Source organism: Mesorhizobium sp. M1050 (genome assembly GCF_040318715.1).
GTDB lineage: Bacteria > Pseudomonadota > Alphaproteobacteria > Rhizobiales > Rhizobiaceae > Mesorhizobium.
The window spans coordinates 1-21,880 of record NZ_JAMYMV010000026.1 but is presented as its reverse complement, the minus strand read 5'-3'; the positions used below and the strand labels follow the sequence as shown (position 1 = coordinate 21,880).

Genomic DNA, 21,880 nt, shown 5'->3' with positions numbered 1-21,880 from the left:
GTACCACGCGCAGGAGGCTGAAAATGGACCCGTCGTATCGTAATGACACAGGGGGGTAAAGAAAACATGCATTCCGCGGGATACGTAAAACTTTAAATATAAGGTTAACGCAACCGTGATTTGGGCGCCGTTTTCGCAACATTTTTCGCGGCCATCCATTAACCCGTTGTCCACTGGATTCGCCTAGGTTTTTGGGGCGATCGAAGAAACGGAGTTCGAGTTCATGCGTGGCGAAAGCGGCATTGCCTTCTCAATGCCCGGGGGCGACGTATCCGGATCGAGGCGGTCACGACCGGTCGATTTGGCACACCTTGCCCGACAGACGATGGGCGACCGCAGCCTCGAACAGGAGGTGCTGGCGCTCTTTGTACAACAGGCGCTGTCGGTGCGCGATAGAATAGTCGATGCCGACATCAAGGACCGGCTTCTGCTCGCCCATGGGCTCAAGGGCTCGGCTCGGGGCGTGGGTGCCTTTGCCATCGCCGATTGCGTCACCGAGATCGAGCGCCGGCCGGAAGACAACCAGACGCTCAAGCAGCTCGGCACCCTGATCGACGAAGTGCGCGATTTCATCGCCGCCATCAGTCGCTGAATCCGACGCCAAACCCGGTTTGCGGAAAAACGTCGCGGGGCGGCGCTTTCGCGCGGCAGTTGACTTGCTCGCCGGAGTGATTATCTCGGCTGCAACTCCCTTCAGGTGACAAATGACCAAGCTGACTTTCATCGCCCATGACGGCACGCAGTTCGACGTGGACGCCGAAAACGGCTCGACGGTCATGGAGAACGCGATCCGCAACGCTGTGCCCGGGATCGAGGCGGAATGCGGCGGCGCCTGCGCCTGTGCAACCTGTCACGTCTATGTCGATGAAGCATGGACGGCTGAGGTCGGCGAGCCGGAAGCGATGGAAGAGGACATGCTGGACTTCGCCTACGACGTCCAGCCGAACTCACGCCTGTCCTGCCAGATCAAGGTGCGCGACGCGCTTGACGGCCTGGTTGTCCGTGTGCCCGCCCGCCAGGGCTGAGACTTTGGTTTTTTGCCGGCTGCTGCTTGGCAGCGGCGGCTTGCTCATGCAGTGTCTCGACAACACGCAGCGGGGCACATCGCATGACCGGCACCATCACCACAGACGTCCTCATTGTCGGGGCAGGGCCCATCGGCCTCTTCGCCGTGTTCGAACTCGGCCTGTTCGACATGAAGTGCCACCTGATCGACATTCTCGACCGGCCGGGCGGCCAATGCGCGGAACTCTATCCGGAAAAGCCGATCTACGACATTCCCGGCTGGCCTTCGATCTCGGCGCAAGGACTGGTCGACAAACTGCTCGAGCAGATCGCGCCGTTCAAGCCTGACTTCACTTACAACCGCATGGTTTCCAGCCTCGAAAAGTTGGAGGACGGCAGCTTTCGCGTCATCACCGACGAGAACGAGGTGTTCGAGGCCAAGGTGGTTGTGATTGCCGCGGGCGGCGGCTCCTTTCAACCCAAGCGGCCGCCGATCCCCGGGATCGAGCCCTATGAGGGCAAGAGTGTCTTCTATTCGGTGCGCCGGATGGAGGATTTTCGCGGCCACGACCTCGTCATTGTCGGTGGCGGCGACTCGGCGCTCGACTGGACACTGAACCTGCAGCCGGTGGCAAAGAGCGTGACGCTGGTGCACCGGCGGCCTGAGTTCCGTGCCGCGCCCGACAGCGTCAACAAGATGTATGCCATGCAGGAGATGAAGCAGCTGCATTTCCAAGTCGGGCAAGTGACCGGATTGACCGGCACCGAGGGCCATCTGTCATCGGCCACCATCAAGGGGCCGGACGGCGATGTTGAGGTGCCGTGTACGCGCATGCTGCCGTTCTTCGGCCTGACCATGAAGCTCGGACCTATCGCGGAGTGGGGCCTCAATCTTCACGAGAACCTCATTCCGGTGGATACTGAGAAGTTCCAGACATCGGTGCCCGGCATCTTCGCGGTCGGCGACATCAACTGGTATCCGGGCAAGCTGAAGCTGATCCTGTCGGGCTTCCACGAGGTGGCGCTGATGGCGCAGGCCGCCAAGCGCATCATCAGCCCCGGCGAGCGTATCGTGTTCCAGTACACGACCTCGTCGACCAGCCTGCAGAAGAAGCTCGGCGTGGTGGAAGCTTCCTGAACGCGTCGCTTTGATTCAAATGCAGCCGACGCGCTTCACGTCTTTTGTCAGTCGGCCAGCACCGGAGCCTCGGGATGGCCGCGCAGCGTCTTCTCCGGCATCAGCATCAGCGCGACGAGCGCCATGACCAGCATCGCTGCCGCGGTGATGAAGATCATCACGAATGCCTGTGCCTCGACGGCGGTGCTGGCCGCCTGGGCGCTTTCTCCGGCAAGCGGCAGGCCGTAGCCGAGCGCGACCGCACCAAGGATGGCGACGCCAAGCGCGCTGCCTAAAGAGCGAAGGAAGGTCAGTACGCCGGTGGCGACGCCGAGATGGGCCCGATCGACGGCATTCTGAACCGACACGGTGGCAACCGGAAATGTCGTGCCGCTGCCCAAGCCGATGCACGTCGTCAGAATCTCGACGATCAGCAGGGAAACATGCCCCGCCACAAGGCTGAGTATGCCGAGGCACAGGATGGCGAAGGCCACCCCCATCATCGCGATCCGCTTGTAATGAACGAACCGGGGAATCGTGCGGCCGCTGAATGTCGCACCCGCAACGGTGCCGAGCATGAGCCCAAGCATGGCGGTTCCCGATTCACTGGCCGAAAGCCCGAGGATGGACTGCAAATAGACCGGCAGGTAGACCGCGAGCCCGATATTGGCGGCCTGCAGCAGGAACAATGACAACGTGCCGGCAAGGACGATCGGGTTGCCAAGCACTTCGAGCGAGATCAGCGGTTCGGCTGCACGCAGCAGCCGCAACGCAAACGCGCTCCAGATGACAGCCGAACAGGCGAGCAGCCCGAAGATTTCACGCGACAGCCATGGATATTCGCTGCCACCCCAGTTCAACGCCAGCAACAGCAAGGCGGTGGCCGCGACGAGCAACAACGCGCCGAGGCCATCGATGCGATGGTGCTTTGCCGCGATCGGCAGCTTTCTCAGCGGCTTGTTGATGATGGCCATGGCGATGAGACCAAGCGGCATGTTGATCCAGAAGATCAGCGACCAGTGGAGATGCTCGGCGAAGGTGCCGCCCAAAAGCGGGCCTGCGATGCTGGCGACCGCCCAGGTCCCCGCGATCCAGGCCGAGTAGCGCGCGCGCTCGCGCGGCGGCACAAGGTCACCGATCACGGTCTGCGCCAGCGCAAACAGGCCGCCGCCGCCGGCGCCCTGGATCGCGCGACCGACGATCAGGACCAGCATGTTAGGCGCCATAGCGCTAACCAGTGATCCGGCAAGGAAGATGAGGATTGCCGCGTAAATCGTTGGCCGGCGACCATAAACGTCCGATATCTTGCCATAGAGCGGCGCCATCGCTGTGGCGGTCAACAGGTAACCGGTCACGATCCAGGGCAGATATTCGGCATGGCCGAGCAGGCGCGCCATGGTCGGCATCGCAGGTGCGACGATGGTCTGGTCAAGCGCTGCCAGAAGCATCGACAGGAGTACGCCACCGATGATGGCGTTCTTTTCGCTTTCGCTGAGAGGCGAGTCGGTCTTCACCACCGTCTGCCTGTCGACAGTCTGGTCCATGTCCATTCATCCGTATGCTTGCGACTGGCCGCCATTCAGCCCTTCCGGCGTGTTGACCGCGTTAGCCGCATTGATCCTTCGAAGGTCGCCCTGGCGAACATGACATATGTCGTCCCGTATAGGCCGATTTCGACCGGTGCCCGAAAATTTTTCGAAGCTGGCACTACGCTTCAGTGCAATTGGCCTGCGTCGCCATTCAACGCCTGGGCACGATTCACGTCGGCGGCAGTTTGCCGTTCCCGATGCGCTCCATCCGGTAGTGCAGCAGCCTGAGGATGCGGCTTTCGAAATTGACGCTTTCGACACGGTCGAACTGGACCTGGGCACGGTCATGCTTGGCCAGAACGGCCGCCGTGATTGCGGCGGCCTTGGCCTTTGCGGCGTCGCAGGTTCTTTGCGGGTAGGTGGCTTCCAGCGCCTCTTCGAGTTCGCGGCCATAGTTCTTCGCGATCTCGACGTGGCGCTCCTCATGTCGCTTGATGTCGGCCGACAAGGTGTCCCAAAACAGCCTTACATCGGCATCGGCCTTGCGTGTCCGGCGCCATTCGGGAAGGATCACCTTCACCTTGACGGTCACCACGGCATCGGCGATCCGGCAGGAGCTCGATGTCCGCGCATAGCTGATGCGGGTGGTGAAGGCCATTTGCGTGGCGCCCGGGTGGCGCGTGCCCGTGCTTTTCACCTCCGGCCCGCGTTTGAAGAGCTGTGCCTCGATTTCGTCGAGCGTGCTGCCGCCGACGGCGAAGTAGCTATACGTCTTGACGAGATTGGCCGCACCCGCCGGGATCGGTGTCATGGCGAGCAGCAGCGCGCCAAGCAGGAGTTGTTTCATGCCAAGCATGGATCGTTTCATTATGTTGCCTCTTCGACCACCTTGCTTTACGGCCGTTGCTGGCGCAACGGAATTGATCCGCTGGGGATCACACATGATTGATGAACTCCATGGTTGATGAGCAATGACGGCCAGGCGGTGGCAGTTGGCGCATGGGCGCCATCTCGAGCTTGGCGGCAAGGCCGTGGTCGTCGGCATCCTCAATGTCACGCCCGACAGCTTTTCCGACGGCGGTCTGTTCGAGGCCCCCGAAAAGGCATTGACCCAGGCACGGCGCATCGTCAGGGAAGGGGCATTGGTCGTCGACATCGGCGGAGAATCGACCCGCCCCGGTGCCGCCGCGGTATCGGCAAGCGAGGAACAGGCCCGCATCCTGCCGGTGATCGAAGCGCTGGCGAGCACCGGCGAGGTGCTGATTTCGGTCGATACCTATCGCGCCGACACCGCGCGGCTTGCGGTTGCCGCAGGTGCGCATATCGTCAACGATGTCTGGGGTTTGCAGCGTGAGCCCGACATTGCGCGTGTTGCCGCCGACACCGGCGCCGGGCTTGTCATCATGCATACCGGACGAGATCGCCAGAAGCTGCCGGACGTGATTGCCGATCAATTGGCGTTCCTGCAGAAATCGCTGGAGATCGCCCGCCAGAACGGTATTTCCGACGATCATATCGTGCTCGATCCCGGATTCGGCTTCGCCAAGGAGACGGCGGAGGAAAACCTCGACCTGATGGCTCGCTTTTCCGAGTTGCATACATTGGGCTTGCCGCTGATGGCCGGTACGTCTCGAAAACGCTTCATCGGCACGGTTACCGGCCGTGATGCGGCCGACAGGGGGGTTGGAACTGCGGCGACCAGCGTCATCTTGCGGCTCAAGGGCGCCGATCTGTTTCGCGTCCATGATGTCGCATTCAACGTGGACGCGTTGGCGCTCGCAGATGCTATGCTGGCGCGTCAAACCGACCGGGCGAGAAACTGAGCGATGTATGTCATCCGCATGAAGAACTGCGCTTTCTTTGCCCGGCACGGTGTGCTGGACGAGGAGGAGAGGCTCGGCCAGCGCTTCTATGTCGATGCCGCTCTCACCGTCGATCCCGGCCGGGCGCTTGTCGAGGATTCCATTGAGGACACCGTCAACTACGGCATTGCGTTCACGGTGATCGAAAGGATCATCACCGGGCAGCGTCGCTTTCTGATCGAGTCGCTGGCGCTCGAAGTGGCCCGTGCGCTGACGGCGCGTTTTCCGCAGATCAAGAAAGCCGAAATCACGGTGCGCAAACCGAACGCTCCGGTGCCCGGCGTGATCGATTACGTCGAGGTGACCGTTGTCTGGCCCGAATAGTACTGTCTATCTCAGCCTCGGCGGCAATCTTGGCGACCCGGCAAAATCAATGGGCGCGGCATTGCGCATGCTGGATGCCGATGCAGACACGCGTGTCACCGGCGTCTCCTCGCTTTATCGCACACCGCCCTGGGGCAAGCTCGATCAACCCGACTTTCTCAACGCGGCCGCGGCAATTTCCACCTGGCTTGCTCCGCGTGCCTTGCTCGACCTCTGCCTTGATGCGGAGCGCAAGCTGAAGCGCGTACGCGAGGAGCGCTGGGGGCCGCGGCTGATCGACATCGACATTCTGGTTTTCGGCGATCGCGTCATTCACGAGACCGGGCTGGAGGTGCCGCATCCGCGCATGCTGGAGCGCGCATTCGTGCTGGCGCCGCTGGCGGAGATCGCGCCCGGCCTGGTGGTCAGCGGTCGCAGCATCGCGGACCGGCTGGTCGCCGTCGACACCTCTGGCATCGAGCGATTGTCGTCCGGCCGCGATTGGTGGTTGGCCTGACATCCAAACGAGGTGGCAGCCGAACTTTCAGCCCGAGAATCCGCCGCCGTCCAGGAACGACTGCTCCCGCGGGGTGGTTTCGCGGCCAAGCATCCTGTTTCGATGCGGAAAACGGCCGAAGTTCCGAATGATATCGCGGTGTTCGACGGCATAGCTGAGATAGGGTTCGGCCCGGGCCTGGGTCAGATCGACCGATATGTGCTGGTCGGCGAGCAGTTCCGAATGCTCGTACGGCAGATAGAGGAAAACGCGGACTTCTACTTCGAGCGCCAGATCATGACCGGCCGCGATCGCCTTTGCGGCAAAATACCTGGCGAGCGGGTCGGTCGCGTACATATGGCCGGTGCCGCGAAAGCAGTTCCGCGGAAACTGGTCGAGCAGGATCATCAGCGCCAGCGAGCCTTCGGCATGCTCCAGCCAGCCGTCGCATTCACGCCGCGCTGCCGCGTAATGCAGATCGAGAAAGCGGTCGCGGAGGTCGGCATCGAAGGCCTCGTTCTTCTCGAACCACGCGTCCTCGCCGGCATCGCGCCAGAACTTGGTGACCGACAGGGCTCTGCTGTCCAATTCCATGCCTATTCCTTGCTCAGTCGGCGGGTTCGGATTTGTGCAGCACGCCAGCCGTCTCTTCGTTGAGCGCCTGGCCAGCGCGGCGCGGCGTGGAGAGCGGCGTCGGAATCGGCGTACCGATATTGCCTTTCAGGAAGCGCTGTCCGGCGCGGACGCCTTCAGCCAGTTGCGTCTCGAAACGGGCGGTGTCGCGGCGCCGCACGTCCTCGATCACTTCGGCGACGTCTTCGGGATCGACGCCAAGCGATTCCAACGCCGAACCGCCAAAGACCAGCGCCGACTCGAAGGTTTCACGCAGCTGGTAGTCGACGCCGGCGCGAATGAGCTGCAGCGCCGTGCCGCGGTCGAAGGCCCGCGCCAGCACCGTCAGAAGAGGAAACTCGGCCTTGACCAGCTGTGCGATGCGGACGGCGGCATCCGGCTTGTCGACGCAGATCAGTACGGCGCGCGCCCGACCGGCGCCGGCGGCATGCAGGATGTCGAGCCGGGTGCCGTCGCCATAGTAGACCTTGAAGCCGAAATCGGCCGCCGCCTGGATCATCTCAACCTCATTGTCGATGATCGAGACGTCGATGCCGCGCAGCAGCAGCGGCTGGCTGGCGATTTGCCCGAAGCGGCCGAAACCGATGATCAGCACGCTGCCGGTCAGGCCATCGGCGACATCGACGCCGTCGAGCGATTGTTCGTCGCGCGGCGTCAGATAGCGCAGCGCAATGATCGCCAGCGGTGTCAGCACCATGGAGATGATGACGATCGCCGTGAGCGTCGCGTTGGCGTTGCCGTCGATGATGCCGACGGCCGCCGCCGACGAGTAAAGGACAAAGGCGAATTCGCCGCCTTGCGCCATGAAGACCGCCCGCTCCAAGGCTTCGCGATGACCTGACTTCAGGACGCGGGCGACGATGTAGATGCCGAACGCCTTCATCACCATGTAGGCGACGACATAGATGGCGATCAGCCGCCAGTTCGTGGCGACCACATGCAGGTCGAGTGACATGCCGACCGCGAGAAAGAACAGGCCGAGCAGGATGCCGCGGAACGGTTCGATGTCGGCTTCGAGCTGATGGCGGAAGGTCGATTCGGACAGCAGCACGCCGGCCAGGAAGGCGCCCATCGCCATCGACAGGCCGCTGAGCTGCATCGCGAGCGCGGACCCGAGAACGACCAGAAGTGCTGCCGCCGTCATCACCTCGCGGGCACGGGCATCCGCCAGGATGCGGAAGAACGGATTGAGCAGATAGCGGCCAGCCACTACCAGGCCGACGATCGCGGCGAGGCCGATGCCGACCTCCGTCAGCCGCTCCGACAGGCTGGTGTCGGCCCCACCGGGCGCCAGGAATGCGATCAGGGCCAGCAGCGGCACAATGGCCAAATCCTCGAGCAGCAGGACCGATACGATGCGTTGGCCTTTCGGGGAGGCGATTTCGCCGCGCTCCTCGAGAAGCTGCATGACGATCGCAGTCGAGGTCAGCACGAAGCCGGCGCCGGCGACGAAGGATTGCGCGATCGGAAACCCTCCCGCCACGCCGACACCGGTCAGCAGAAGCGCGCAGACGCCGACCTGCAGGGCGCCGAGGCCGAAGATCTCGCGGCGCAGGCCCCACAGCCGCGACGGCTGCATTTCCAGCCCGATGATGAACAGGAACATCACCACGCCGAGTTCGGCGACATGAAGAATGGCTTCCGATTCCGAAAAGACGCCGAGGCCGAACGGGCCGATGACCACGCCTGCGGCGAGATAGCCGAGAATCGAGCCGAGGCCCATGCGCTTGAAGATCGGAACGGCGACGACGCCGGCCGCAAGCAGCGCCACAACCTGGACCAGATCGCTGCTCGATGTCTCTACCGCCATGCCTCTTTTCCCTGTGTCTGACAGCACTCCTTGCATGCACTGGGAGCGGGAGGCAAGGGCACAAGGCTTGACAGGAAGGGTAGGGTGCCGTTGACGCGATTTCCTTGCTGGAACAACGTTCTCCGCTTGCCTGCCGGACGTTCGGCATCTATATCAGCCAAATGCCTGACTATTCGTCCCGCCCATCGTTGCCGCGCATCCCGATGGACGCGCTTAGCGAAGTTCTGCAAGACTTTCGCTTGAGTGGTGTCAACTATGGCCGCTGCGAGCTCCGGCATCCATGGAGCATAGACTTTCCGCAACAAAAGCTGCTTCGTTTCCATTTTGTCGGCCAGGGTCCATGCTGGATTCATACCGAAGCGCAAGGCTGGCAGGAGTTGCGCAATGGCGATCTGGTGCTGCTGCCGCAAGGCATCGCCCATCGGTTGGCGAGTGCGCCGGATGTTGCAGGCGACTCGCTCCAGGGTTGCCAGGTGATCAAGTTGGGGGGCAACGTCTGCGAGGTGGTGCGGGAAGGAACGGGCGCGACGAGCACCCTTTTCTGCGGCTCCATGACCTTGGGCTCCTGTGCGCTTAACCCGTTGATCTCGTTGATGCCGCCTATCATCAAGGGTTGCGACGTGGCTGGCAATGACCCGGTCGTTGGTCCTTTGCTGGCGGCCATGACGGCGGAGGCCGCTCATCCGCAGATGGGCAGCGCCACCATCTTGTCGCGTATGGCGGACTTGCTGACAGCCCGGCTCATCCGCTGCTGGGTCAATTGCTCGGGAGCGTCGACCACGGGTTGGCTCGCAGCCATCCGCGATCCCCATATTGGCCGCGCGCTGGCAGCAATGCACCGAGACCCCGGCCGTAACTGGACGCTGGAAAGCCTCGCCGGCGTGGCAGGCCAATCGCGCTCGATTTTCGCCGAGCGCTTCAGCGCTGTATTGGGGGAGGGTGCTGCACGCTACCTCGCTCGCCTGCGTATGCAGCTTGCCCGCGAGTTGCTGGAGCAAAACGGCTTGTCGGTTGCCGAAGTCGCTACCCGTTTGGGCTATGATTCCGAGGCATCCTTCGCTCGCGCGTTCAAGCGCATCACCAATGTCTCGCCGGGCGTTGTGCGCCGCACAATTCCCGGACGAATAGACATGAATTTCGGATTTTGAGATACATATCATCCGGAAGGACTCGTCTATGAAGATCTCTAAACCTTGGAGATCCTTCAGTGACTGACACAACATTACAGCTTGAAGACGCCGCGATTGGCCTTGATGCCGATGCGCCGGTCGCGTGGAGCGCGGCCACCTGGTTCGCGGTCCTTTCATTGGCGGCCACCAGCTTTGCCCTTGTATCAGCCGAATTCCTGCCGGCAGGTCTGTTGACGCCAATGGCGCGTGATCTCGGCATCAGCGAGGGGACGGCTGGACAGCTCGTCACCGCCACCGCCTCCGTCGGCGCCGTGACGGCCATGTTGAGCAATGTTCTCATCGGCCGATTGAACCGCAAGACGGTGCTGGTTGGCCTCATGGCCTTGGCGGTCGGTTCCAATATTCTTGCAGCGTTGGCGCCCAATTTTTGGCTGTTGTTGCTAGGCAGGGCCGGACTGGGGATTGCTCTCAGCGCTTTCTGGGCACTTTCGGTTGCTGTCGTTGCAAGGCTGGTCGGCGCCAATGCGACAGGTCGAGGCATGGCTATCGTCACCCTCGGGGTCTCGCTCGCCACCATTGCCGCGCCCTCGATGGGTGCGTTGATTAGCGACTGGCTGGGATGGCGCAGCGCCATGGCCATGACGGCGGGGCTGGCCGTGATTGCCATGCTTTTGCAGTTGCTTAGCCTGCCGACCTTGCCTGCAGCAGCAAGCAACAGTCTTGCAGACGTATTTCGGCTGACTCGGCGGCGTGGTATTCAACTCGGCATGCTTGCCATTGTCTTGCTGATGACAGGGCATTTTGCTGGCTCTGTCTATGTGCGTCCCTTCCTCGAACAGGTGACGCTCCTTGCAACCGGGCCAATTGCCCTGGCTCTGCTCGGATTTGGCATCGCCGCCGTGATTGGCAATATTGCCGGCGGCCGCATGGCCGACGCCAATATCCGCATTGCTCTCGTGGTGACCGCCGCGTTGATGGCGTTTGCGGCGCTGGCATTGGTGCTTTGGGGCGTGCACATCGGCGTTGCCTTCGGGTTCGTTACACTTTGGGGCCTCGCCTTCGGCATGGGGCCGGTGGTGCTGCCGACCAATCTGTCGCGTGCGGCGCCTGATGCGCTGGAAGCGGCGGGTAGCCTGATGGTCGTCTCTTTCCAGGTTGCCATCACGATCGGCGCGGTTGTCGGTGGTTATGTCGTGGACACCTATGGTGCCACGGCGCCCTTGACTCTGACCGCTGTCCTTGCGGCGGCGACGGCCCTGCTGGCGCTGCTACAGCCTCGCGGCTGAACCTTGCTCTAGCTGACCTAAACTAGCTGTTAAAATGAGGCGGTGACCATGGGATCGCCGCCTTTTTTGCCTTCAGCGATCGATGATTTATCAGTTCGGCGCGATGGAGCCGACTTCGACGGCGTCGACGCGCTTCAGGCTCATGCCGATCACCGGCACCAGTTGGTCGTCGACGCGCACCGCAATGGTCACCGTCATCGAATTGTCGTCGGGGATGCGGGCCTGCATGACGCCGCGCAACTGATTGCGGTTGATGGTGAAGACTACCTTGCGGGGATCGACCACATTGCCGCCGATTATGTCGAGCCCGGAGCCGCTCGCGCCGCCCATGAAGCTGCCCTTGTAGCCTTCGCGGCCCTTGCGCTCGATCTTGGCCGACATCTGCTGGGTGAACATGCCGACACGGCAGCCGCCGTCGAGCGACATTCCGACCTTGCCGTCCGGCGTAGAGCCGGTGAAACTGCAGTTGAACTTGGTGCCCTTGTATTTGCCGGCGACGATTTCGCCGGGGCCGATCCATTTGCCTTCGGCCGACTGGAAGAATTGCTTGTCCGGCTCCGCCGAGGCGGCCGCTCCGGCAATGCCGACGACTGTAGTGATCACGGTTGCCAGGGGCAGGAGGCTGGACAGAATTACACTTTTCATCGACGACACCCGGCAACAAAGAGGCTGTTTGGAACCCTTCTGACCATGAACAAGATTGGTTAATGCTTCGTCACTACGGTGCCGACACAAAGCAGTCCGGTAACAATTCCGAAGGTCCAAACGCTCCGCCCCGGCTCACTTGCCAGGCGGGGCTGTTTCACCGTCTTTCCTAGTGGCAAACGATGTCAGCGCGGAGAGGAAATCGCCCAGTCCGGGACGCTTCGCGGCGCTGAAGGGCAGAGGGCGCGCCGTCTCCATCGCCGCGATGCCGATGCGCGCCGTCATCATGCCGTTGACGACGCCCTCGCCAAGCTTGGCCGAAAGGCGCGCCGCCAGGCCGTGGCCGACGATTTGCTGGACGAAACTGTCGCCGACCGCGATCGAGCCGGTAACCGCCAGATGCGCCAGGACGCTGCGCGCCAGGCGGAAGAAACCCAGCGTTCCCGGCCGTCCGCCATAGAGTTCCGACAGGCGGCGAATGAGCCGCCCGGCCTCGAACACGACATAGGCGACGTCGACGAGTGCGCGCGGGCTGACCGCCGTCACCAGCGAGACGCGTTTTGCGGCCTCGAGAATCATTACCTTCGCCCTGGCATCGAGGGGGCCGAGAATTTCGGCTTCGGCCAGGCGCACCAGATTGCCGCCGTCGATGATTTCGCCGCGCAGTTCGGCCAGCGCGCGCCGGCCGGCCGCGGTCTCGGGTTTGGCCGCGACAAAGGCCGACAATTCGTCGACGACCGATCGTGCTGCCTTGGGATCGTCACGCGCGATCGCGTCGAGCGCCCGCTTCTGCAGTTTTTCGACCTCGGCGAGGCGGGCGATCGCCAGGAATTCGCGAATCAGGATCACCACAAGCGCCAGCACGGCGATGGCAGCCATGCCCGCGGCCAGCCAGCCCAGCCACTCGGCGCGCGCGAAGAGGTCGCGTATGAGCTGGTCGGTCCACAGGCCGACAGCCAGCGAGACCAGGACGCCAAAAGCGCCGAAGAAGATGCTGCCGAGCAGTGAGCGTTTTCTGGGGGCGATCGCTGGTGGCGGCTCTGCGGCAATGATGTCGGGCTCGTCGAAGACATCGACTTCCGCCGGTATGACCATCGCGACATCGGTTTTTATCGCGCGGGCTTTGCGCTGGGTGTCGGTCTGGGCACGAGTTTCGGCTTGGGCGTTGCGCGCCTCTGGCGCCGCTTGTCTCGATGTGGCTTCCGGCTCGATGCGGAATGCTGCCGGCTTGCGGGGCGCGGTCATGCCAGATGATCTCCGATCAGGAACTGCAAGGCACGGTCGAGCCTGATATGCGGCAGCGACAGCGTGACACCTTCGGCCGTGCGTTCGAGCTTTGGTGGACGGAAACGGACGAAGCGGATTGCCGGGTCCGCAGGGTCCTGCTTGTGATCGGGGCCCGAAACATCGAACACCGCATCAATTTTCTCCGGTAAGTCACCAGGAAATATGGCTGTTTCCGTCTTTCCATCAAAGGTTTCGCCATTGATCCTCTCGTCGGCGATCGGCGTGCCGATGATGACCGGCAACGTCTCTCGACCTTGCTTGACCGTGCCTTCGCGTGTCGCGCGCATCGCGGCCATGGCGACGACATCGACATCGGCGCCGGTGAAATTCGCGCGCGCCACGGCGCGGTCGGCAAGCCGCCGCACGATCGCCTGCAGGCGGTCATGGCTTTCGTGGTGCAGGTGATCGGCCTTCGTCGCGGCAACCAATATGCGGTCGATGCGCCGCGAGAACAGGTCGGTGAGGAAGCTGCCCCGGCCGGGACGGAAACAGCTGAGAATCTCGGTCACCGCGCGCTCCAGGTCGGCCATGGCGCCGGGACCGGCGTTCAGCGCCTGCAAGGCGTCGATCAGCACGATCTGGCGATCGAGGCGGGTGATGTGTTCGCGGAAGAACGGTTTGACGACATGCGTCTTGTAGGCCTCGTAACGCCTGTCCATCATGGCGTGCAGCGACCCGGGTCGCGGACGCTTGTCGCCAATCCCTGCCAGGGGCGCGAAGGTTAGTGCTGGCGAGCCTTCGAGATCGCCGGGCATCAGGAAGCGGCCGGGCGGCAAGGTCGAAAGCGCCCGTTCGTCGAGCTTGCACGCCTTCAGATAGGCGGCGAAGCTTTCAGCCAGGCGGCGCGCCGCCATCTCGTCGGCATCGGCATTCGGATCGATCTCCGCCGACAGCGCCCGCCACGTCCGCGACAGGTCCTCGCGCACCGGCAGGACGGCCATTTCGAAGGCTTCGTGCGAAAAATCGGCGAAGGATTTGCCCAGCAGCGGCAGATCGAGCAACCATTCGCCGGGATAGTCGACGATGTCGATCGACAGTCTGCCGGAGGAGAACAAACGGCTCCAGCCGGAGGCCGATTCATATTCGATGGTCAGCCGCAGTTCCGAAATGGCGCGCGTCGAATCGGGCCAGGCGCGGTCGTTGACCAGGGCGGCGATGTGATCCTCGTACTGGAAGCGCGGCACGGCGTCGTCCGGCTGCTGCTCGAGGAAGGCGCGAGCGATACGTCCTGATTTCTGCGCCGCAAACAGCGGCAGGCGCCCGCCATGGATCAAATTGTGGACAAGGGCCGATATGAACACAGTCTTGCCCGCGCGGGACAATCCGGTCACGCCGAGGCGCAGCGATGGAGAAAAAAGCCCGGTGGCGCGTCCCGACAGCGTGTCGAGGGCAATCCTCGCCTCGTCGGTGAAGGTGGTCAGCGATGATGCCAAAATGTGATCTCTCGGGCTTGCCTATGTCCGATATAGGCCCTGCAAACAGGCTTTGAAATGGCTCAGAGATCGGCCGGAGTCAGGAACGCTTCGAGATAGCCGGTGCCCTGGGCGGCCTTGGCAAGATCGCCGTCAAAGCGGACGACCGCCAGGCCCGAGGTCGGGAACCCATGGTTGAGCGTTGCCCGTGCCGTCTCGTCGCCGTCGCCCGAAACCGCCATGGCGAGATCCTCCGTCATCGGATTGTGGCCGATGACCAGCAACGAACCCGATCCGCCATTGTCGCGGATGAGATGGAGGTAGCCGGTGGCGTCCGCGCTATAGAGCGTGTCGAAGAACAAGACCCGGCCGGTGTCGGTCTGGCCGGCCAGGCCTTCCAGCGTCTCCTTGGCGCGTTTGGCGTTGGAGCACAGCGTCAGGTCCGGAACATAGGAGCGGGCGCGCATGGCGGCACCCATCGTTTCGGCGTCGCTGCGGCCCGATGCATCGAGCGGGCGATCGAAATCGCGCATGCCGGGCAGTGCCCAGCCAGCCTTCGCATGTCGCAACAGATACAGCCTGCTCACCCAACCTCCGAATGCCGAAGCCTTCCAGGATTAGCCACGAGAACGGCATTGCGCACAATGGCCCGTGTTCGTCGACTACGGCGAATCACCATGCTGTGGCGCAGCAAAAGGTGTTGGCCTGGGCCGAAAAGCACAGGCGATATTGCGACAGCATGTTTCACCGGATCCAAAGTGTCACAGCGAAGTTTGGTGTCAAAACGAGCGTATGCCCCCGCAAAGGCGCGCGCCGGCGCACATTAACAATTGCGTGAGACAGCGGCCGATTGCGCTTGTGCAGGCGTCGGACGGCGAATATATAGGCGCCAAATTTGGGGCAGTTTGGGTGAGTCGAATGAACGACATCGTTACCGCCGATTACATACCCTCCGAAGACGAGCCGTTCATGAACGAGCGGCAGAAATCCTACTTCCGCTCAAAGCTCGTCACCTGGAAAAACGACATATTGCGCGAAGCGCGCGAAACACTGGAAATCCTGCAACAAGAAAACGCCAACCACCCCGATCTAGCCGATCGTGCATCTTCGGAAACGGACCGCGCCATCGAACTCAGGGCCCGCGATCGTCAGCGCAAGCTCATTGCAAAGATCGATTCGGCCTTGCAGCGCATCGACGAAGGCACTTATGGCTATTGCGAAGAGACCGGCGAGCCGATCGCGCTGAAGCGGCTCGATGCACGTCCGATCGCGACGTTGTCGATCGAAGCGCAGGAGCGGCATGAGCGCCGCGAAAAAGTCTACCGCGACGACTGAGGGTCAAGGCCGGCGGCGCACGACGAGCCGTCATGATTGACGTTGATTTTGAAATGGTCGGCTTTCCGGCCATTTTTGTTGGCACGTTCAAGGCGGACGAAATCTACCGCTGAAGCGCGGGCCCTGATTCATGAGCCCCGAAAAGGGGTCCGGCAGTCGAACCGGCTACGATTTTCGCGCGGGATGGCTACTCAGCGGCGGCTCATCGCTTCTGGCTGGAGAGTTCGCCGAGAAGCTTGGTCATTTCATCATCGAGCGACTGCGGTTCCTTTGCCGCCGGTTTGCCGGCCGGGCCGGCCGAACGGGGCTGATCGAGCGATACTTCGAGTTCCCTCATCAGCGTGTCGTCGATGCTGTCCTGCGCAGGTGGCGGCGGTGGTGCATTCCGGGCGACATTGGCAGGCGCGGATCCGTAGGCGGGCAGCGGCGTGATATTGGTCGGCTGGTAGCTTTGCGCCGCCGGCCTCGGCGCAGGTGCCGGTGCCGGTGCTGTTTGGCGTGGGCGGGCCGGCGGCACCGCATTCACCGGCTGCGGAGCGGGTGCCTGTCTCGCCGGCGATGGAGCGGGTTGCGGCGGACGCGGCCTTGCCGCCGGGGCCGCGGCGGCCGGGACCGGCTGCAAGCCGCTGTCTCCGGTCAAGGCCGGACGGCGCGGCGCCGAGAGACGGATATCGCGCTCGACGACGAGGTCGGTCGGGCCGCCGATCAAAAGCAGGTGCTCGATGTCATCCCGGCGCACCAGCACCAGCCGACGATGGCTGTCGACGGCGGTGGCGTCCATGACGGCCAGCCGTGTCTTGCGGTTCCGGCCACCGGCAACGAAGGTTCCGAACGTCAGATTACGCACCAGCTTGACGATGACGAGAACGATGACCAGCAGGACAAGTGCTGCAAACGTCCACAACAATGCTGCGGCATAACCAGGGCCCGCCACGCTATCCAGCCATTGCATCCGTTTCCCCTGATTGCCCTTGGAAGAGACGTGACACTAGACCGTTGCGGCGGGCCACCGCAAGTTACGTTTCACGCTGGTGAACAGCTTGAAAACTCCAAGGGCCGGAAGACATCATTTTTATCGGACATTTGCCGCCCAGGCCTTTTCGGGACTAGGAGAATGTGATTCAACCCGCTAGGGGCGGGTGGTCGGAACACCGGAATTCACGAGCAGGGGGCACATGGCCAAGGAAGCGCGCGGCGATTTCTATCCGGTACCGATCGTCGACCAGAATACGCGACCAGGCGCGGTCACCCGGCTCATCATTTTCATCGTCGTTCTGACGGGGGCGGCGATCGTCTTCGGCCTTTTCCGCGAGCGCCTTGGCGATCCTTTCCTGCTCGGTATGCTCGGCGTGCTGGCGATGATCGGCGTCGGCTTCCTGTTTGCCACGGCGATCGGCTTCGTGCAGGTGACACCGCGCTCGACAGGCGACGAACTGTCGAAATCCTTCGTCGATTCGATGTCGCAGGGCCTTCTCGTCACCGACACCAAGGGCCGTGTCGTCTATGCCAATCGCGCCTATGCCGACATGACCGGAGCGTCGTCGGCGGCCGACCTGAAGACAGTCGAGGGATTGCTCTCGGATGTCCCCGAAGCTTCGGTGACGATTTATCGCCTGGCGTCCGGCCTGCGCGACGGCCAGCCGGGCGACGGCGAGTTTCGGCTCGCGCAATCCATTCGGCCCGGAGCCGATCCGGGCGCCCGCTGGTACCGGGCGCGCGCCCGCACCTTCAGTGTTCCAGGCCAGCGGCTGCCGATGCTGGCCTGGCAGCTTGCCGACATCTCCCAGGAACGGGCCGAGCAGGAGCGGTTCTTTCTCGACTTGCAGCAGGCGATCGATCATCTCGACCACGCGCCGGCCGGCTTCTTTTCTGCCGACCAGGAGGGTCGCGTCACCTACATCAACGCCACGCTGGCCGAATGGCTGGGCATCGACCTCACCAGCTTCACGCCCGGTGCGGTCTCCTTGGCCGAGATCGTGGCCGGCGACGGCATGGCGCTGGTCCGTTCGGTCAAGGCCGATCCCGGCACAACGCGCAACGCGGTCATCGATCTCGACCTGACGACGATGACGGGCGAGGCGCTTCCGGTGCGCTTCATGCATCGCGTTTCGGCCAGCCGCGAAGGCCTCAACGGGCCGACACGCACGATCGTGCTCAACCGTACGCAAGGCGAGGACTCGTCTGCCGATTTGCGGGCCTCGGAAGTGCGCTTCACCCGCTTCTTCAACTCGACACCGATGGCGATAGCCGGCGTCGATCACAACGGGCGCATCCTGCGCACCAATGCGCCGTTCCTGTCGCTGTTCTCGACCGTCGTCGATCGCGACGCCGTCGATCGCCGTGTGCGGCTCGACACGGTGATCCATGAACGCGACCGGCCGGCCTTCGCGGCTGCTTTCGAAAAGGCGCAGCAGCGGCAGGCGGACATCGAGCCGATCGACACGCTGCTGCCCGGCAATGACGAGCGGCACATTCGTTTCTACGTCAACGCTGTCGCCGACGGGACTGGCGGCGAGGGCGCCGAGGAGTCGGCCATCGTCTATGCCGTCGAGACGACGGAGCAGAAGGCACTCGAAGGGCAGATGGCGCAAAGCCAGAAGATGCAGGCGGTGGGCCAGCTTGCCGGCGGCATCGCGCATGATTTCAACAATGTGCTGACCGCCATCATCATGGCGTCCGACCTTTTGTTGACCAACCACCGTCCGTCGGACCCGTCCTTCCCGGACATCATGAACATCAAGCAGAATGCCAACCGGGCGGCCTCGCTGGTGCGGCAGTTGTTGGCCTTCTCGCGCAAGCAGACGTTGCGGCCGGAAGTGCTCAACCTGACCGACGTGCTCGCCGATCTCAGGATGCTGCTGGCCCGCCTGGTCGGCAACGACATCAAGCTGAAGGTCGACCATGGCCGCGACCTGTGGCCGGTCAAGGTCGATATCGGCCAGTTCGAGCAGGTGGTGGTCAACCTTGCGGTCAATGCGCGCGACGCCATGCCGGCGGGTGGTGATCTCACCGTGCGCACCCGCAATGTGACTGCCGAGGAGTGCAAGGCCTTTTCTTACCGCGACCTCACCCCGGCCGACTATGTCGTGGTCGAAGTCGAGGACACCGGCAGCGGCATCGCGCCCGACGTGCTGAAGAAGATTTTCGAGCCCTTCTTCACCACCAAGGAAGTCGGCAAGGGCACCGGCCTTGGCCTGTCGATGGTCTACGGCATCATCAAGCAGACCGGCGGCTTCATCTACTGCGATTCCGAGGTCGGCAAAGGGTCGACTTTCCGCATTTTCCTGCCGCGTCATGTTGCGGAACTGAAAAGGGCGGGCGAGCCCGACGATGTACCGGCAGTACCGGCGAAGATTGCCGATACGGCGAAGGATCTATCGGGCTCGGCCACTGTGCTGCTCGTCGAAGACGAGGATGCCGTGCGCATGGGTGGTATGCGGGCGCTGACCTCGCGCGGCTACACCGTGCATGAGGCGTCTTCGGGCGTCGAGGCGCTGGAAGTGTTCGAGGCGCTGGGCGGCAAGGTCGACATCGTCGTTTCCGACGTGGTGATGCCGGAAATGGATGGACCGACGCTGCTTGGCGAACTGCGCAAGCGCCAGCCGGACATCAAGTTTGTCTTCGTGTCCGGTTATGCGGAGGACGCATTCGCCAGAAACCTGCCGGCCGACGCGCATTTCGGCTTCCTGCCAAAGCCGTTTTCGCTCAAGCAATTGGCGACGATCGTCAAGGACATGCTGGAGGCTTAGCACTTCCCTGTGCGCAACCCGGCCCTCTGCGTCGAGCACCACGGGGTTCCGCGCTTTTTGGCATCTCAGTCCTTCGTACAGGTCGAGGCGGTGAAGGCGCCGTCGGGCTGCTTCATGATGATGTCAAAGGAGGGTGTGCTCTGGCCATCCAGCGTTGCCTGGGTCAGCGACAGCGAGTTGCCGCCGGCGGTATAGCCGCCCAACGGCCCAAGCCAGGAGATCACGCCGTTTGCATCCATTTGATAGTTGTAACCCTGCCGCGCGGTCCCGAAGGAGCCGAGGCCGGTGTAGACTGGGCCACTGTAGACAGTCCCCTTGATGGTGATGTCGCCAAGGTTGAGGAACATGCCAAGCAGGTACACTTCGCAGCGATAGGTGCCGTCTGGCAGCTTGCCGTCGCTGAAGTCGGCTCGCGCGGCTCCGATCGCTGCCGCCAGAAGCAATATGCCGATAAAAATGCGTGAAATACCTGAAACCATGACGTCGCTCGTTTGCGGAGCGAGCTTGCCCTATTTTTGCACGGCGCCGCAACATCGGTCGTTTGCGATGCCCCTATGAAGATCAAAATCTAGGCAGTTGAGAAAATTGATCGAAAATTGGGCAGATAGTCGCGGGTCTGCGCAAATTTCTCTCAATCAATTTTGAGCGGCTCTCTTCGTCTTTGTAAGCCTAAAATCCCAACGCGCTGGCAATGCTCGATTATTCGTCCCCATCGGCGCCGCCACAGCGATTGGCATGGGGGTTGCTTTGTAGTGTTGCGGTGCAATCAACCAGCTTGGGAGTCTGTAATATGAGGGGTAATTTCTCGACAATAACAAAAATGTTTTCGGCGAGCGTGGTTGCCGCCGGCCTGTTGATCTCCGCGCCTGCCAAGGCGGCTGACGACACCATCAAGGTCGGCATTCTCCATTCGCTGTCGGGGACCATGGCGATTTCGGAAACGACGCTGAAGGACGCCATGCTGATGCTCATCGACGAGCAGAACGCCAAGGGTGGCCTGCTCGGCAAGAAGCTGGAGGCGGTCGTCGTCGATCCTGCTTCCAACTGGCCGCTGTTCGCCGAAAAGGCACGCGAGCTGATTTCGAAGGATAAGGTTGCGGCGGTGTTCGGTTGCTGGACCTCGGTGTCGCGCAAATCGGTGCTGCCGGTATTCAGCGAACTCGACAACATCCTCTTCTACCCCGTCCAGTATGAGGGCGAGGAAAGCGAGCGCAACGTGTTCTACACGGGTGCGGCGCCGAACCAGCAGGCCATTCCGGCGGTCGACTATCTGATGAGCGAGGACGGCGGTTCGGTGAAGCGCTGGGTGCTCGAAGGTACCGACTACGTCTATCCGCGCACCACCAACAAGATCCTCGAAGCCTATCTGAAGGCCAAGGGCGTCGCAGCGGAAGACATCATGGTCAACTACACGCCATTCGGCTTCTCCGACTGGCAGACCGAGGTTTCGGCGATCAAGAAGTTCGGATCGGCCGGCAAGAAGACCGCCGTCGTCTCGACCGTCAACGGTGATGCCAACGTGCCGTTCTACAAGGAACTCGGCAACCAGGGCGTCAAGGCCGAAGATATCCCGGTCATGGCCTTTTCGGTCGGCGAGGAAGAGCTTGCCGGTCTCGACACTGCGCCGCTGGTCGGCCATCTCGCCGCCTGGAACTACTTTGAAAGCATCGACACGCCTGAGAACAAGAAGTTCATCGCCGACTGGCACAAGTTCATCAAAAACGACAAGCGCACCACCAACGACCCGATGGAGGCCCATTACATCGGCTTCAACATGTGGGTGAAGGCGGTCGAAAAGGCCGGCACCACTGATCCGGACAAAGTCATCGACGCCATGGTTGGCGTTTCGGTGCCGAACCTGACCGGCGGCTATTCGACGATGATGCCGAACCACCACATCACCAAGCCGGTGCTGATCGGTGAAATCCAGGCCGATGGCCAGTTCGAAACCGTCTCCCGCACGCCAGGCCTAGTGATGGGCGACGAATGGTCCGACTATTTGCCTGACTCCAAGGACCTGATCTCCGATTGGCGCGCGCCTCTGTCCTGCGGCAACTTCAACGTTGCCACCGGGAAGTGCGGCGGCAAAGGAACGAACTGATCCTCCCCGGGCTGGACCGTAGGTCCATGACCCAGGCTGATCTAGTCAGACCGCGCGCGTGCCGGCCGGGGGCGACCCCCGCCCGGCGGCCCCATGACCCCCCCCAGGGGGGAGACCACAGCCCAGACCCTTGAGCCCCCGGGGCAGCGGCCGGTGGTATACGCGGGCGAGGAGGTCGGG

General features: G+C 62.6%; 21 protein-coding genes. 11 read left to right on the top strand and 10 right to left on the bottom strand.

Annotation, left to right across the window (positions count from 1 at the left end; all coding sequences use genetic code 11):
- Positions 1–223 precede the first annotated feature (223 nt).
- The 3 genes from NKH57_RS16205 to NKH57_RS16195 all read left to right on the top strand — a co-directional run bounded on the left by NKH57_RS16205 (position 224) and on the right by NKH57_RS16195 (position 2,143).
- Complete coding sequence (locus tag NKH57_RS16205) at positions 224–592, top strand: Hpt domain-containing protein (protein WP_031261376.1); 369 nt, start codon at positions 224–226, stop codon at positions 590–592.
- A 112-nt stretch (positions 593–704) separates the two neighbouring features.
- A complete protein-coding gene (locus NKH57_RS16200; protein ID WP_023762917.1) occupies positions 705–1,025 on the top strand; it encodes a 2Fe-2S iron-sulfur cluster-binding protein in 321 nt (106 codons plus the stop codon).
- An 83-nt stretch (positions 1,026–1,108) separates the two neighbouring features.
- Positions 1,109–2,143 carry an NAD(P)/FAD-dependent oxidoreductase gene (locus tag NKH57_RS16195; RefSeq protein WP_352945410.1) on the top strand — a complete coding sequence of 345 codons (1,035 nt, stop codon included), beginning with the start codon at positions 1,109–1,111 and terminating at the stop codon, positions 2,141–2,143.
- Positions 2,144–2,190: 47 nt separating this feature from the next.
- On the opposite strand, the gene NKH57_RS16190 is transcribed toward NKH57_RS16195, so the two are convergent.
- Both NKH57_RS16190 and NKH57_RS16185 read right to left on the bottom strand, forming a co-directional pair.
- Complete coding sequence (locus NKH57_RS16190) at positions 2,191–3,666, bottom strand: MDR family MFS transporter (RefSeq protein WP_352945408.1); 1,476 nt, start codon at positions 3,664–3,666, stop codon at positions 2,191–2,193.
- Between the two features lie 214 nt (positions 3,667–3,880).
- Positions 3,881–4,519 (bottom strand): DUF922 domain-containing Zn-dependent protease, encoded by a 639-nt coding sequence (locus tag NKH57_RS16185; protein ID WP_352945406.1) that lies wholly within the window; start codon positions 4,517–4,519, stop codon positions 3,881–3,883.
- A gap of 103 nt (positions 4,520–4,622) precedes the next feature.
- Between NKH57_RS16185 and folP the strand changes: the two genes are divergently transcribed.
- From folP to folK, 3 genes are read left to right on the top strand one after another with little or no spacing between them, the layout of a single operon-like run.
- A complete protein-coding gene (gene folP, locus NKH57_RS16180) occupies positions 4,623–5,474 on the top strand; it encodes a dihydropteroate synthase (RefSeq protein WP_352605430.1) in 852 nt (283 codons plus the stop codon).
- Positions 5,475–5,477: 3 nt separating this feature from the next.
- On the top strand, positions 5,478–5,837 hold the full coding sequence (gene folB, locus NKH57_RS16175; RefSeq protein ID WP_023762922.1) for a dihydroneopterin aldolase: 360 nt from the start codon (positions 5,478–5,480) through the stop codon (positions 5,835–5,837).
- Positions 5,821–6,333, top strand: coding sequence for a 2-amino-4-hydroxy-6-hydroxymethyldihydropteridine diphosphokinase (folK, locus tag NKH57_RS16170; protein ID WP_352945404.1), 513 nt, complete (start codon positions 5,821–5,823; stop codon positions 6,331–6,333). Before folB ends, folK begins: the two co-directional genes overlap by 17 nt.
- A gap of 27 nt (positions 6,334–6,360) precedes the next feature.
- On the opposite strand, the gene NKH57_RS16165 is transcribed toward folK, so the two are convergent.
- Both NKH57_RS16165 and NKH57_RS16160 read right to left on the bottom strand, forming a co-directional pair.
- On the bottom strand, positions 6,361–6,906 hold the full coding sequence (locus NKH57_RS16165; RefSeq protein WP_352945402.1) for a DUF924 family protein: 546 nt from the start codon (positions 6,904–6,906) through the stop codon (positions 6,361–6,363).
- A gap of 13 nt (positions 6,907–6,919) precedes the next feature.
- A complete protein-coding gene (locus tag NKH57_RS16160; RefSeq protein WP_352945400.1) occupies positions 6,920–8,755 on the bottom strand; it encodes a monovalent cation:proton antiporter-2 (CPA2) family protein in 1,836 nt (611 codons plus the stop codon).
- A gap of 161 nt (positions 8,756–8,916) precedes the next feature.
- Between NKH57_RS16160 and NKH57_RS16155 the strand changes: the two genes are divergently transcribed.
- Together NKH57_RS16155 and NKH57_RS16150 are read left to right on the top strand one after the other, a co-directional pair.
- On the top strand, positions 8,917–9,903 hold the full coding sequence (locus NKH57_RS16155; RefSeq protein WP_352945476.1) for an AraC family transcriptional regulator: 987 nt from the start codon (positions 8,917–8,919) through the stop codon (positions 9,901–9,903).
- Positions 9,904–9,962: 59 nt separating this feature from the next.
- Positions 9,963–11,171, top strand: coding sequence for an MFS transporter (locus NKH57_RS16150; RefSeq protein ID WP_352945398.1), 1,209 nt, complete (start codon positions 9,963–9,965; stop codon positions 11,169–11,171).
- Between the two features lie 90 nt (positions 11,172–11,261).
- Here NKH57_RS16150 and NKH57_RS16145 read toward each other — a convergent pair whose 3' ends face one another.
- From NKH57_RS16145 to NKH57_RS16130, 4 genes are all read right to left on the bottom strand, one after another.
- Complete coding sequence (locus tag NKH57_RS16145) at positions 11,262–11,816, bottom strand: hypothetical protein (protein ID WP_352605437.1); 555 nt, start codon at positions 11,814–11,816, stop codon at positions 11,262–11,264.
- Positions 11,817–11,951: 135 nt separating this feature from the next.
- Positions 11,952–13,061 (bottom strand): YcjF family protein, encoded by a 1,110-nt coding sequence (locus NKH57_RS16140; RefSeq protein WP_352945396.1) that lies wholly within the window; start codon positions 13,059–13,061, stop codon positions 11,952–11,954.
- Positions 13,058–14,536, bottom strand: coding sequence for a YcjX family GTP-binding protein (locus NKH57_RS16135; RefSeq protein WP_352945394.1), 1,479 nt, complete (start codon positions 14,534–14,536; stop codon positions 13,058–13,060). The genes NKH57_RS16140 and NKH57_RS16135 overlap by 4 nt, the downstream gene beginning before the upstream one ends.
- A 62-nt stretch (positions 14,537–14,598) precedes the next feature.
- Positions 14,599–15,102 (bottom strand): SixA phosphatase family protein, encoded by a 504-nt coding sequence (locus NKH57_RS16130; protein ID WP_352945392.1) that lies wholly within the window; start codon positions 15,100–15,102, stop codon positions 14,599–14,601.
- A 331-nt stretch (positions 15,103–15,433) separates the two neighbouring features.
- Here NKH57_RS16130 and dksA point away from each other — a divergent pair, with 331 nt between their 5' ends.
- Entirely contained in the window at positions 15,434–15,850 is a 417-nt protein-coding gene (dksA, locus tag NKH57_RS16125; RefSeq protein WP_352605444.1) for an RNA polymerase-binding protein DksA, read from the top strand.
- Positions 15,851–16,052: 202 nt separating this feature from the next.
- Here the strand turns inward: dksA and NKH57_RS16120 are convergent, their stop codons facing one another.
- Positions 16,053–16,802, bottom strand: coding sequence for a hypothetical protein (locus NKH57_RS16120; RefSeq protein ID WP_352945390.1), 750 nt, complete (start codon positions 16,800–16,802; stop codon positions 16,053–16,055).
- Between the two features lie 223 nt (positions 16,803–17,025).
- On the opposite strand from NKH57_RS16120, the gene cckA reads away from it, so the two are divergent.
- Entirely contained in the window at positions 17,026–19,599 is a 2,574-nt protein-coding gene (gene cckA, locus NKH57_RS16115) for a cell cycle histidine kinase CckA (RefSeq protein WP_352945388.1), read from the top strand.
- 65 nt (positions 19,600–19,664) lie between these two features.
- Here the strand turns inward: cckA and NKH57_RS16110 are convergent, their stop codons facing one another.
- Positions 19,665–20,078 (bottom strand): hypothetical protein, encoded by a 414-nt coding sequence (locus NKH57_RS16110; RefSeq protein ID WP_352945386.1) that lies wholly within the window; start codon positions 20,076–20,078, stop codon positions 19,665–19,667.
- 341 nt (positions 20,079–20,419) lie between these two features.
- Here NKH57_RS16110 and urtA point away from each other — a divergent pair, with 341 nt between their 5' ends.
- A complete protein-coding gene (gene urtA / locus NKH57_RS16105; RefSeq protein WP_245266607.1) occupies positions 20,420–21,700 on the top strand; it encodes an urea ABC transporter substrate-binding protein in 1,281 nt (426 codons plus the stop codon).
- Positions 21,701–21,880: the final 180 nt, after the last annotated feature.